General features: G+C 57.2%; 9 protein-coding genes. 6 read left to right on the top strand and 3 right to left on the bottom strand.

The genetic code is table 11. The features are described from left to right. Positions 1 to 35 precede the first annotated feature (35 nt). The 3 genes from CEE69_RS02775 to CEE69_RS32730 form a co-directional block, all read right to left on the bottom strand. Positions 36 to 2,894 carry a Gldg family protein gene (locus CEE69_RS02775; protein ID WP_099259248.1) on the bottom strand — a complete coding sequence of 953 codons (2,859 nt, stop codon included), beginning with the start codon at positions 2,892 to 2,894 and terminating at the stop codon, positions 36 to 38. A gap of 230 nt (positions 2,895 to 3,124) precedes the next feature. Beyond that, on the bottom strand, positions 3,125 to 3,928 hold the full coding sequence (locus CEE69_RS02770; RefSeq protein WP_099259247.1) for an ABC transporter ATP-binding protein: 804 nt from the start codon (positions 3,926 to 3,928) through the stop codon (positions 3,125 to 3,127). 156 nt (positions 3,929 to 4,084) lie between these two features. After that, a complete protein-coding gene (locus tag CEE69_RS32730; RefSeq protein WP_199169779.1) occupies positions 4,085 to 4,261 on the bottom strand; it encodes a DUF6800 family protein in 177 nt (58 codons plus the stop codon). 363 nt (positions 4,262 to 4,624) lie between these two features. Here CEE69_RS32730 and CEE69_RS02765 point away from each other — a divergent pair, with 363 nt between their 5' ends. The 6 genes from CEE69_RS02765 (at position 4,625) to CEE69_RS02730 (ending at position 13,535) form a co-directional block, all read left to right on the top strand. Continuing rightward, positions 4,625 to 5,896, top strand: a complete 1,272-nt coding sequence (locus CEE69_RS02765; protein ID WP_233214554.1) for a family 16 glycoside hydrolase — start codon at positions 4,625 to 4,627, stop codon at positions 5,894 to 5,896. Between the two features lie 129 nt (positions 5,897 to 6,025). Next, positions 6,026 to 6,409 carry a WYL domain-containing protein gene (locus CEE69_RS02760; RefSeq protein ID WP_233214553.1) on the top strand — a complete coding sequence of 128 codons (384 nt, stop codon included), beginning with the start codon at positions 6,026 to 6,028 and terminating at the stop codon, positions 6,407 to 6,409. 419 nt (positions 6,410 to 6,828) lie between these two features. Further along, positions 6,829 to 8,211, top strand: coding sequence for a Gfo/Idh/MocA family oxidoreductase (locus CEE69_RS02750; protein WP_099259244.1), 1,383 nt, complete (start codon positions 6,829 to 6,831; stop codon positions 8,209 to 8,211). Positions 8,212 to 8,521: 310 nt separating this feature from the next. Next, positions 8,522 to 9,130, top strand: coding sequence for a 30S ribosomal protein S4 (rpsD, locus tag CEE69_RS02740; RefSeq protein ID WP_233214552.1), 609 nt, complete (start codon positions 8,522 to 8,524; stop codon positions 9,128 to 9,130). Between the two features lie 95 nt (positions 9,131 to 9,225). After that, on the top strand, positions 9,226 to 10,653 hold the full coding sequence (lpdA, locus tag CEE69_RS02735; RefSeq protein ID WP_099259241.1) for a dihydrolipoyl dehydrogenase: 1,428 nt from the start codon (positions 9,226 to 9,228) through the stop codon (positions 10,651 to 10,653). Positions 10,654 to 10,997: 344 nt separating this feature from the next. Continuing rightward, positions 10,998 to 13,535 carry a S9 family peptidase gene (locus CEE69_RS02730; protein WP_099259240.1) on the top strand — a complete coding sequence of 846 codons (2,538 nt, stop codon included), beginning with the start codon at positions 10,998 to 11,000 and terminating at the stop codon, positions 13,533 to 13,535. Positions 13,536 to 13,823: the final 288 nt, after the last annotated feature.

The raw sequence follows: 13,823 nt of genomic DNA, 5'->3' as shown, positions 1-13,823 counted from the left end.
TGCAGTCTCTACGAAATTGTTTGATTGATGGAGGGTTATTTCAGGCGGCTCTTGCTGATGTTTTCGCGTTCACGCAGTCGACGTGAAGCAAACACCATGACGCCGACAATCAACGGCGGGATGCAGGGCAGAACCACCGCGGCCGTTTTGACTTGATTTTGGATCGCGGTGACTTCTTGTTCCGCTTCGCGACGAACGTCTTGGATCTTTTGCTCGCGTTCGTTCTGCAGCTTGGCTTGTTGAACGTCCACAATCCGTTGTTGGTTGGACTGCTTGATTTGGAAAGCCGTGATCTTTTCACGCAGAACGTTCGGAGGAACCGATCCGTTCTCGCTCCCCTTCTGCAGCTCTTCGATTTCCTCACGCAAAGCCTGAACTTCTTGGTCTCTCTTTTCTTCCGCCTCACGCATCGTTTCGTCGTATTGCGTTTGGAATTCTCGACTTCGTTTACGAACCAAGCTGGCCGCTTCTTCCTTGACCGAATCGATCATTCGCAAGCTGGCATAGATCGGCTCGTGATTTCGAACATCGATGAAGCTCGAGTCTCCAGTCAACCAATCGATCACGTTCAGTGCGAACGTCACGTTCTGGAACTGGAACCGCATGTCGGAGATTTGGTCGGGATCCGCTCGGATGAGCAAGAACTCCGGCAAGATGATGTCCATATCAGCGATGTAAACCGCTTTGACGCCCGCGGTTTCTTCCTCACTGCCTTCGGCAGACTTGTCCGCTTCAATCGCCATCGCGATTGGCACGCTTGGATTGACGCCCTGAATTTCTTGGGCCAATGAACTCTGCCCCGTCATGACTTGCCCGATCACTTGAGACGGCAATGTGCCTGACAAAGGTCCGGTCGAAAGCAACGCAGTGTGCTTCAGCGTCGCGTCTTTCTTTGCGTAGACCGCACCACCGAGAATCGCCAGAACCTGACGCAAACCGCTGGTGATTGCGCTTTCGTCGCTGAGTGCTTCGCCGGGCTGAACCCCGCGGGCTTGCTCGTCGATGAACAACCAAAGTTCGTTGGCGGTTTCAAGGTTGGGGTATGGATTGTGTTGCTGCCAAACCAACTCGGGGCTGAACATTCCTTGCATCCCAGGTTGCCCAGGGACGTTCAGCTCCAAAACATCCCAAAGTTGACGAATGTCACCCTTGGGCGATGCACCACCACCGCCGAACATGCCGCCAGGTGCCTGCTTGGCATCGCCGGTTGCGGTGACGTACTGAGCGCCGATCGGACGAGGATCTTCGAAGATCGCTGTCGGCACGCCAGCTTGAACCGCGGCGGTCAAACGATCGAACTGTTGAGGTGCCAACGACGAAGGCTGAACAGCGACCAAGGCGTCATAAACACCTGGAGTGATCGGCCCCGACAGGTCGACTTCTTCGACGTCGTATTGCTTAGCAAGTTCATCGATCAAAGGGTGCTTTTCAACAGGCTGCATCGACATGCCGTTCATGACTGTGCCGCCCATCAATCGAGCGTCGGTGGCAACGATGCCCAACCGTTTTCGCCTTCCGCGAGCGACGGTGTTGATGCTGCGAACGAGTTCGTATTCGACCGGGATGCCGTATTCGAAAATTGGCACCGTGACTTTTTCGAGACCCGAACGGAAAGCGGCACCCAGAATCAGTTGTTTCTGTGTGTAAGCCCCTTTTTCGCGGAACATTCGCGTGACCGGCTCGATGCCGAAACGATCCGCGGCCAAGGCTGCGTCTTCGCTGAACAGGTCAATCCCGTCGTACAAGTTGACTTTGATCGTGCGACCGTTTTTCGCCGCTTCACTCCGGAATTCCTTCAGCAAGTTGACCAGCTCATAACGAGTCTTGGCATACAGCTCCGGGACTTCCTTGCTGATGAACGCGTCGATCACGATCGGTCGATCGTCGTCGAGTTCGCGAATCAGTGTTTTGGTTGCGTCGGCAAGCGAACTGACTTTACCTTCCGTCATGTCGGCTCGCACAACGTCTTTGCTGCGGAACAACATGACGGCACCAACGGTAAACAACACGAGCGCCAATGCGCGGGCGACATAATGCCAGGCCATCGAGTTGCCGTCTTTGCCACCGGTCCAGTGACGACGTCCGATCAAAACCATGCAGATATACAAGGCGACCGAGGCGACCAGGATGAAGTAGATGATCGACGACGAACTAATGACCCCACGGCCGAAGTCGTCGAACGGACGAGCGATTCCACTGTCACGAACCCATTCGGCCACGCGTTGGCTGGGGCTGACCGAATCAGCTAGCGAAGCAAACGCGAGCGGGGCGTTGAACAACGCACCGAGGATGAAGCCGACAGTCAAGTTGCCGGTCAAGAACGAGGCGATCATGCCGATCGCGATCATCGCCAAACCGACGAACCAGTACCCCAAGTAAGTCGTGAAGATCAGTCCCGTGTCGAGGCTGCCTTCGGTGAGGATGGCAAGCGTGGTGAAAGTGCTGAGTTGGCTGAAGAGCAACGAGGCGGTGAAAATCGCCGCGGCGGACATGTACTTCCCGATCACGATGTCGAAATCGTCGGCGGGCAACGTCAACAACAACTCATCGGTGCCTTGGCGTTTTTCCTCCGCCCAAATGCTCATCGTGATGGCAGGGATGAAGACCAGCATGATCACTGGGAACCAGTAGTTCAGTTGATCCAGCGTGGCCAAGTTTGAGTTGAAGAACTCATAAGGCCAGAACGCGGCAACCGAAGTCAGGAACACGAAGATACAGAGGAAGACGTATCCGGTCGGGTTGCTGAAGTAGCCAATGAAGTTTCGCTTCATCACCGCAAAGGCGGCTTGCTTGGTGCGGGCCAATGCGGACACGACCATCAGCAAGATCAACAGAAAGACAGCGTCTTTCGTGAGCAAGCTGATCAAGGCCATCGAGACGTTGTTGAGCGCCATGGTGGTACTGGAGAACAGAGGTTGGAGTGCTGGGTTCAGGAGCGATCAAATCAAAGACGCGAAGAAACGTCTTGGGCGAAAATCATGATGGGAGCAGGCCCGTCACGATTTCACCGCCGATCTGATCGCGGGAGATCATCATCAGGGTGTGTCATTGTTCGGCGTTCCCGTCGGACTTGGGGCCGAACTGATATTCAAACCGAACTGGAGTTCAAACTCGAAACCGAGGCTCACGCCTTCTCGTCGGGCTCGGATTCGGATTGTCCGGTCAAGTGATGGAACGCTTCGTCCAAGTCACCTTTGCCGGTGGTTCGCAAGCCTTCGACCGAACCGTCGTAGACCATGCGACCTTCGTTGATCATCACGACGCGATCGGCCATCGCCTCGACTTCTTGCAGAATGTGCGTGCTGAGCAAGATCGTTTTGGTTTCGCTGAGACGTCGCATCGTTTTGCGGACGCCGCGAATTTGATTGGGGTCCAAACCAGCGGTGGGTTCGTCCATGATCAAAACATCGGGTTCGTGCAGCAGAGCCTGGCTCATGCCGACCCGTTGCTTGAAACCTTTGGACAGCTTGCTGATCGGTTTGTACATGACCGAAGAGAGGTCACAAATGTCGACCACCGCGTCGATCCGATCGCGTTTGATACGAGGTGACAATCCGCGGGCATCGGCGAAGAATTCCAGCATGCCCTTGGGCGTCATTTCGGGATACAGTGGCCCGTTTTCAGGCAAGTATCCCAGGCGGCGACTGCCCGCGATGCGATCGTCCATCATGTTGTGACCGGCGATCCGAGCGAAACCTTCGCTGGGTGCGATGTAGCCGGTCAGCATCTTCATCGTCGTGCTTTTTCCGGCACCGTTGGGTCCCAAAAAGGCCACCAGTTCACCTTCGCCGACGTTGAAGGTGACTTCGCGTGCGGCCGCGAAGGGGCCATAAAACTTACTCAGCCCCACCGCTTCGATCATGGGTTTTCGACCGCCCGCTGTGGATTCGGGGGAGGTCGTCGTGTCCGCCGTTGTGGCTGTTGCCATCAGTGTCGTACCCGTCTTCTAACGTGGAAGAAATGGTTCAAGAGCGCTTGCTACGCGGCTGGGTCGCGCCCGGTTCGCAAATTTTGCCGGTCGCAATTTTTGCCCGTTCACAGAGTGTGCCCGGTCGCAACGTTCAAACCGCGGGTCAAACTTTGATCAGGCGAGGCCTTCACGTTTGATGATGACGTCAGCACCGGGAGTCAAGCGGCGAAGCTTGCGAGCGGCTTCGGTCTTTTCCATCGTGCCAGCTTTGACGCGTTGCAGCAGGTTGATGGTTTTCTTGCGGCGAGCACGCAGACGAGCAATTTCGCGACGACGTTCGGTTCCTGCCATGAGGATCAATTCCGTTGTGATGAAGGGTGATTCAGAAATACGGTCCAAGGAGGGTCCCGGAATAAGGGACCACCCGCACGGACCGCCAGGCGAATCCCGCATTATCGCGCTCGGTGGTCGATGCGAAAGGGGTCAATCGGCGGAATCACCGGCTATCATTGGCGTTGCAGCCCTCCCACCCCGATCTCCCCACCATTCGACGAGTTCCCCCGCATGAATCTCTCGCCCCAGACTCCATTCGATCGAAGCCGGCAGACATACCGGAGGGCTCGCGCCCTTCCGCTACCAATCAGCCGGATTCTGCCAACGATTTTAGCGGCTGGGGGCGAGCCCTCCGGTTCCCCATCACCGAAGCCGCGGCCAATGGCGCTCGCCCTGCTGGCTACCTTTCTGCTCACAGCATCACAACTCTCACCGGCGTTCGCGAACGAGCCCGCCGTCGGGACACCTCGCGAAGTCCCTGCCGGATCGGAATCCTTGCTCGAAGGATCGCTGGCGGATTCATGGGAAGGCGGATTGGATGATTGGACGCTCAAAGACGGAGTCTTGACCGGAACAACGGACGGCTCGGTGAAGGTCAATCGCTTCATCACATCGAAAGTCGCCCCGGTCGAAGACTTTGAACTGGAAGTCGACGTGTGGGTCAGTGCTCGCGGAAACAGCGGCATCCAGTATCGCAGCGAGGTCCGCGAGGACCTGGGGCCAAACGTCATGGTCGGCTACCAATGCGATGTGGTCGCGGCGACTCCGAAATACAACGGCATGCTGTACGAAGAACGCGGGCGTCGCATCTTGTGCCACTCCGCCGAAAAAGTCGTCACCGATGCCGATGGGCAAGGCTGGGTGGTGGAATCGACGGAGCCACCCAAGTTCGCCCCTGAAACCTGGCATCGCTACAAAGTCCGTGTCGTCGGCAACCATCATCAACACTGGATCGATGGCCAAAAAACCGCCGAGCATTTTGACTTGGATCCCAACGGCCGATCACTGTCCGGTCACATCGGCGTGCAAGTTCACGTGGGCCCTCCGATGGAGATCCGCTACCGCAACTTCTTCGTCAAACGCCTGACTCCGACCACGCCGCCGAATGATTCGGTCGAGATCCCAGACGACGCGAAAAAGATTGTTCCGCAGGGCGGATGGAAGAACGCTGGCAAGCGCGACGCGAATCACAAGCTGGAGAAAGCGGAACTGCCTGGCACCCGCAACGTTCACCGAGCCGGACCGATCTGGTTGGCCGGACAACCAACCGCGGAAGCGTTGGCGGCCGCGAAAAAGGCGGGCGTCAAGCGAGTGATCACGCTGCGGAGCGAACGCGAATTGGACTTCGACGACGAGGCGTTGGTGAAAAACGCGGGGCTGGAATTTCACGCGGTCCGTTTTGGCGGCCACCAGCAACTGACCGACGAGAAAATTCACGCGGTTTGCCAATTGCTCCAGGCAGCCGATCCAGACAATCAAGCACTGCTGCACTGCGCGTCCGCCAACCGAGTCGGCGCGATATGGATCGCCTACCGAGTCCTGAACGGCCGCCAAACACTGGAAAACGCGATCCAAGAAGGCAAACAAGTCGGACTGCTGGACCCGGACCTGGAAAAAGCCGCGGTTGAATACGTGAAGCAGCGAAAACGCTGATCTGAGCGAAACGGAAGACGCGAAAAGCGGAGCCCTCTGCCTGTCGTGACCAAACGTGTCACGGCGGTGGCGATCATATCAACATCGAAGTTTGATTCACCGCCGCCTCGTTCTTTCGGACCGTTTTCCATGTCAGTCGCAACGCTTTCACCCGCCGCATTCAACGCCAGCGAACAAGCCACCACCGCGTTCGCTCCATCCGGTGAAACGTTCGCTCGCTCGCACGATCAAGTTTGCAAACGTGCCAACGCGAAATGGAGCCCCGCCCGGGTGCTTCGGACCGCGATGGCGGACAGTGACCGATTTGTCGTGCAATTGGATTACGTCGACTCCAAGGGCAAGCGAACTCGCCGAACCGTCAGCCCCATCCGATTCGCAGCTTCCGACCGATTCCTCGGCCTCTGCTTGTGCCGCGAACAACCTCGCCAATTCCACCTTTCACGTTGCAGCAACTTTCAATTGCTCGATGCGGACGACGTGATCATGCCCGTCGAAATGGTCGAACTGGACTGATCGAGCCGGACCGTTTCCTCCCCGGTCCGATGAGATCTTTCCAACGCTGGATCAACGGAGTGATCCACGCCAATTCTGTAGGTCAGGTCGCAACTGGCGTTGGTCAACGGCCGATCAACGATGGGCTCGCGAGGCCCGTGGACCGCTCGCAACGCCACCCTCCCCCCGGGCGTTCAACGCGGTCGCCAGATGAGACCTGCCCTACAGATTGGGCTCTTCACTGCAATGTTCACTTTGCAATTTGCAATCACCCCGGCCGAATCGCACAATCGCCAAGTCTGTAGACGATTTCCGTCTGTCGCCCGCTTGGGCTATCATCTGCCCCTGCAAATCCCGGCTAGGGCGACTTGGCGACCAAAGCGTCGCCGCTGCCCTTCTCTAGCCGCCGCCCCAACCAACCATTTCCCGGAGCCCCTTCGATGCAACCTTCACGCCGTGGATTCTTGAAAACCAGTGCCCTGGCGGGCGCTGTCGCTGGTTCGACCATGACCGCTTCTTCCAAGCTGATCGCGGCGGAAGAGACCAAGAAACTTCGCTTGGCAGCGATCGGCGTCGGTGGCAGCCGCGGACGCTACAACCGTGGCGGCTCGATCGCTCGCGGGGCCGCCAAGTTTGCGACGATGGTGGCGGTTTGCGACGTCGATGACCTGCACACCGAAGAGTTCAATCAAGACTTCGACGGCAAACTGAACAAGTACCGCGACTACCGCGAGATGCTGGAAAAGGAAAAGCCGGACGTTGTCACGATCGGGACCCCCGACCACTGGCACGTGCCGATCGCGATCGCTTGTTTGCAAAGCGGCGCGGATGTGTACTGCGAAAAACCATTGACGCTGACGATCGACGAAGGAAAACAGATCCGCAAAGTCGTCGAAGAAACCGGCCGCGTGTTCCAAGTCGGGACCCAACAACGCAGCTCAGGTGACTTGTTCCAAAAAGCCATCGCGATGGTCCAGTCGGGTTACGTCGGTGACAACGTCAACGCTTACATCGCGATCGGCGGTGCTCCTGGCGACGGACCATTTGAAACCGAGGAAGCTCCCGACGATTTGGACTGGAACATGTGGGTTGGGCCGGCGTCCGAGGCCGATTACTGCGAAGAACGCCGCAAGTTCTTCCGTTGGTACTTCGAGTATTCCGGCGGCAAAATGACGGACTGGGGTGCCCACCACATCGACATCGCTCAGTGGGCGTTGGCTCCCGGTGAAAACGGCCCGACCACGATCAAAGGCACCGGCGAATTCCCCAAAACCGTTCCCGCGGATTTCAATTGGAACTCGTTCTTCAACGGCGAAGCTTCCCTGCCCAATGGCTACAACACGGCGATGAAGTTCAACATCGAGCTGACGTTTGACAGCGGCTCGAAAATGGTCGTCACCGACCACTACAAACGCGAAGACGAGAACATCGATTTCCCCAACGGGATCCTGTTCGAAGGCGACAAAGGCCGGATCTTCGTCAACCGCGGCAAGCTGACTGGTGCTCCCGTCGACCAACTGACCGATGAGGACAACGCCAAGCTCGACGCGAAAATCGCTGAGCTTCGCAAAGGAAAAGAAGCAATGAGCCACATGGCAAACTTTTTTGCCTGCATTGAAGACGGCGGTCAGCCGATCTCAGACGTGTGGTCGCACCACCGCACAATGACCTCGTGTCACCTGTGTAACATTGCGTTGATGTTGGGCCGTGAATTGAAATGGGACCCGAAAGCCGAGCGATTTGTCGACGACGAGCAAGCCAATGGGCTGATGAGTCGCAAGTCGCGGGAAGGATTTTCAGCCGAAACCCACGCGGCGAGCTGAAATCCGGTCGATTCTGTGATCGATTGACTTTCATTCCTCTTGTCAAAACGGGGCCCAACGACGACACTTGCGGCCCCGTTTTCAAAATTCTGGCGTGAACACGTGTGTCCAATGGCGGACGACACGAAGGAACACGCCGCAATTCCCCGCTGCACGTCGTTTTTGCAGCCTCGTTCTTGAACGAGGATTCGCTCGCGAAACGGGTCACTGAATTGGAGCACACACGGAATTTCCGTTTGCATCCGGCCTTCGGTGACCATCGGTTCAGAGTCGATCAGCTGCGACGTTTAGCACAACCGTGAAAGTCACGATGGCACGTTACACAGGACCAAAAGCCCGCATCAATCGCCGCCTCGGCACGATGCTTTACGAAACAGCCGGCGCATCTCGTGCGATGGACCGTCGTCCGCAACCACCAGGGATGCACACTCGCGGTCGTCGCCCGAGTAACTACGGTGCGGCTTTGATGGAGAAGCAAAAGATCAAACACTACTACGGATTGGGCGAACGCCAACTCCGTCGTTACTTTGAAAACGTTGGCCGTAAATCGGGCAACACCGGGGAATTGTTGTTGCTGATGTGCGAACGTCGTTTGGACAACGTTGTCCGCCGCGTTGGCTTCACAAAGACTCGCCCCCAAGCTCGCCAGGGCATCACCCACGGTCACTTCCGCGTCAACGGCGTGAAAGTCACCAAGCCCGGCTACATGCTTCGCGCCGGCGATTTGATTGAAGTTCGCGGCCGCGAAAACTTGAAGAACTTGTACCGTGGCGTGATCGCCAACTCGCCACCAGACGGACTGGACTGGGTCTCGTTCGACAGCGAAACGCTGCGAGCGACCGTCTTGTCGCTGCCAGGTGCGGTTGACATCAGCCTGCCCGTCGACGCTAACAGCGTCGTCGAATTCTTGTCTCGCTAAGGCGGGTCAACAACGGATTGCAACTCATCGGCCGCGTGGTTTTCACGCGGCCGTTTCCTTTCCCGAATCGCCCTTTTTTTACTCTGGTTTCAATCATGCACGCTCCGGTTGTCGTTCTCGGTGGTGGCCCCGGTGGATACGCGGCGGCTTTTTTGGCAGCTGACGAAGGGATGGAAGTCACCATCGTCGAAGCGGAACCTCGCCTCGGTGGCACCTGCCTGATCCGTGGTTGCATTCCCAGCAAAGCGTTGCTTCACGTGGCCAAGGTCATCAGTGAAGTGGAAGAACTGAAATCAGAGTGGGGCATCGAATACTCCGGCGCACCCAAGATTGACGTCGACGTCGTCCGGGCTCGCAAAGACAAGGTGATCGACAACCTGACCGGCGGACTCGGCGGCCTGGCAAAACGCCGCAACGTCACCGTCATCCAAGCTCGCGGTTCGTTTGTCAGCTCCAACGAACTCAAGCTCGAAGGCGATCACGAGTCGATCCCAGAAGGCGGCAAGCTGACGTTCGACAAGTGCATCGTCGCAACCGGCAGTGTTCCCGCCATGCCACCCGCGTTTGACATCGGCAGCGACCGAGTCATGGACAGCACCGGTGCGTTGGCACTCAAAGACATTCCCGAAACCTTGCTCGTCGTCGGTGGCGGCTACATCGGCTTGGAAATGGGAACCGTCTATGCTCACTTGGGTTCCAAGGTCAGCGTGGTCGAACTCGGCGAAGGTTTGCTGCCCGGTGCCGACCGTGACCTCGTCAAACCGCTCGCGAAAAAAGTCGACAAGATGTGCGACGGTCGCATCTTCTTGAACACCAAAGTCGGTTCGCTGGCCGAAGACGGCGACAAAGTCGTGGTCAGCTTCGAGGGCCCAAACAAGTTCGGCACCGAATCCTACGACCGAGTCCTGATTAGCATCGGCCGTCGTCCCGTCACCCGTGGCCTGGGACTGGAAAACACCCAAGTCGAAGTCAACGAACGCGGCTTCATCGTTTGTGACGAACAACAACGAACCGCCGACCCGAACATCTTGGCCATCGGCGACGTCGCCGGCGACCCAATGCTGGCTCACAAAGCCACTCACGAAGGCAGAGTTGCCGCAGAAGTTTTGGCCGGCAAGAACGTCGCCTTCGACAAAGCCGCCATCCCGGCCGTCGTGTTCACCGATCCTGAAATCGCTTGGGCGGGTCTGACCGAAGGTGAAGCCAAAGCCGCCGGCCGCAAGGTCGACGTCGAGGTCTACCCTTGGGCCGCCAGCGGTCGTGCTCAAGCGATCGGCGTGACGAACGGTTTGACCAAGTGGCTGGTCGATCCAGAAACGCATCGCGTGCTCGGCTGCGGCATTGTCGGAACCGGTGCCGGTGAGCTGATCGCCGAAGCTGTGCTGGCAATCGAAATGGGCTGCGAAGTGACCGACATCACCGAATCCGTTCACCCACACCCAACGCTCAGCGAAACGTTGATGAACGCCGGCGAAGTCCACTTCGGAACCGCGACCGAGATCTACAAACCAAAGCGGAAGTGATCGGGAAGCGTAAAAGTGGCTCAGGACCACAGAGCCACAGGTGGTGCCAAGCACGTCACCGCCAAGTGCCAATTTGAATTGTTTAATTTGCAATGGCCCATCTCGCTCAAATCCTAATCGAACCCGGCTCCCCGTAGGCCATGTCCCACATGGCTCCACGTCGATGCTTTGCCAAAAAGCGAGGCGACCACCCCGCACGGCAAAACCCACCACGCCCTCGCTGCCTTCAGGCGAGATTGCCGGCCTGGTTTCTCCCGCTGCCACGGTTTCTTCGCGACATGGTGGAAACGGCTCGCTCGGCAAGCCAAACTGCACACCTTCGTTCCTGCTAACAATGGTGCTGCATGCTCGCCCGTCGACGTTTCGCTTTGGCCACCTTGGCTCTAACCGCTGCCTTCCTTGGTTTCCTACCACCGACGACTTCGCCTGTCCTGGCTGAATCGCCGGAATCAACCGTGGCCCCTCCGTCGCCGCCCAAAAAGGATCTGGCGAAACTGTCTTTGCGTCGGCTTTTCAAGACATCCGACTTCCGGTCAAAGTCGCGAACGCTGCAATGGGATGACACCGAAGACGTTCTGTGGGAACGAAAGACTGGCAAAGATGGCCCGACGCTGGACCAGGTTTCGATCCCGGAGATGGAATCGACAACCATCGTGCCTCGCGAAAAGTTCTTGTTGCCAGCGGAGGAAGGCGACCTGGATTCGCCAGACGCCGTAACACGAGGCGATGAGACACAGAGCGATGACTCACAGGACACCGATTCGGACAAAGACACTCGCAAGCCAATCGGCATCCGTGAGTGGACGCTTTCGTCCGACGACCAAACCCTGCTCGTCTTCAACAACACTCGACGAGTCTGGCGAAAACACACGCGTGGCGACTATTGGCTGAAAGACGTGAGCACCGATTCACCAGACACGAAATGGCGAAAGGTGGGTGGAGAAGACGCTCCCGACGCGAAAACCATGTTTGCGACCTTCGCTCCCGATGGACAATCGATTGCCTTCGTTCGCGACAACGATTTGTACCTGGAGGACTGCGAAACCGGTGACCTTCAAATGGTTGCTGGCTCAGACGATCCCAAACTCATCAGCGGAACGTTCGATTGGGTCTACGAAGAAGAACTCGGTTTGCAAAACGGGCTCCGGTTCAGCCCCAACAGTCAGAAACTGGCTTTCTGGGAACTGGACAGCAACGATGTTCCGATCCAAACGATGATCGACAACACGTCCGAGCGATATGCGCAAACCATCGAATTCGCTTATCCAAAGGTTGGCCAAACCAACTCATCCGCCAGGGTCGGCGTCTGGGATCGAAAAACCAAGCAAACGGTGTGGTTGGACCTGCCCGGTGACCCTCGCGAAAACTACATCGCCGCGGTCGATTGGTTGCCCAGTGAGTTTGCTCACGCGAACCAGCGTTTGTTGATTCAGCAACTCAATCGGAAACAAAACCAAAACCACGTGCTCTTGTGCGATGTTGAAACGGGGCACTGCATCAACATTCACACCGAGATCAGTGATGCGTGGGTGCGTCATCAGCGTGAACTGCACTGGCTTCCCGGCTCCGTTCTCGCCAGCGATGACGAGAGCAATCCATCGCCTCGTCTGCTGTGGCTATCCGAACGATCGGGTTGGCAACACATCGAAGCGATCGAAATTCCTTCCCCTGATTCATTGGAAGCGGAATCCAATCTGCCATCCAGAATCACGCCTGTGACCGGCGGTTCCTGGGACGTGATCTCAATCGCCGCCGTCGCGAAAGAGGGCACTCACATCGACTTCATCGCGTCGCCCGAACACCCCTCGCAACGAGCCCTGTACCGAGTGTCGCTCGAACAAGGACTGGCGGGCCAACCGAAGACGACGCCGCAACTCCTGTCTCCCGAGAACGGCGGCACATACACCTATTCGATCAGCCCCACTGCTCAGTACGCCATCGAATCCTGGTCTGACTTCAATTCCGCTCCCGTGAAAAGATTGGTTCAGCTTGACCCTTACAAGCAGTTGAAAACGTTCTCGAACAATGAGGAACTGGAGGAATCTCTCGAGAAGCTCGCTCCGGTTCACACAGAGTTTGTGCGATTGCCAATCGGCGAATTCACCGACGATCCCGCCTCCGCGGATGTGGAGCTCGATGTGTGGATCATGATGCCGGTCGGAAAGGACGGAACGATCGAGAGCCTGGCCTCGAAGAGCATACCTTTGCTTGTTCATGTTTACGGCGAACCAGCCGGCCAGACGGTCTTGGACAAATACGGCGGAACCACCTACCTCTGGCATCGACTGCTCACACAACATGGAATTGCTGTCGCGAGCGTCGACAACCGCGGTGCCAACGCGCCTCGCGGGAAATCGTTTCGGCAATCGATTTACAAGAAGATCGGTCGCATTTCGATCTCGGACCAAGCTCATGCGACCCAAGCGATGCTGAAACAATTCCAAGCTCTCGATCCCGAGCGAGTTGGACTGTGGGGATGGAGCGGAGGCGGCTCCTCCACGCTCAACGGGTTGTTCCAATTCCCCGAGCTGTATTCGATGGGAATCGCGGTCGCACCGGTTCCCGATCAACTGGACTACGACACGATCTATCAAGAACGCTACATGGGATTGGTCACCGAAAACCGTGACGCGTTCGTGGCGGGTTCACCGATCACGCACGCCAGCGGTTTGTCGGATCCGCTGCTTCTGATCCATGGAACCGCCGACGACAACGTGCACTACGCATCATCAGCACGGCTGATCAATCGTTTGATCGCCGAGAACAAACAATTCCAAATGATGGCCTATCCCGGACGCACCCACTCGGTCAGCGAAGGCGAAGGAACCCGCTATCACCTGCGAACCATGATGACGAACTTCATCCTTCAGCATCTAAAGTAGATGCCCACATGAGCCGACGGCCGTTAGGCCCGGTTACATGCACAGAATCACGTCGCCGATTGCTTGCCGGCGGAACGCTGCGCTCGGCGAGGGCTCCATGTTGGCTTGCCTGCGGCGGCGATTGAAAAAGTTAAATTGACAATTGTAAATTGCAAAATGGTGGCCGTAGATTGCCGGCTGCATTAGCCGCAGGCCGTTAGGCTGTCAGTTATACGTAAGTCGGGTCAATTTTTGGCAGATTTGGCGCGGCATTTGCGCTGTCAATATCGGCAATCCAGGTGCTCTGGA

It is taken from the genome of Rhodopirellula bahusiensis (assembly GCF_002727185.1).
Taxonomy (GTDB): Bacteria; Planctomycetota; Planctomycetia; order Pirellulales; family Pirellulaceae; genus Rhodopirellula; species Rhodopirellula bahusiensis.
This window is presented reverse-complemented; position numbering and strand designations above follow the sequence as displayed.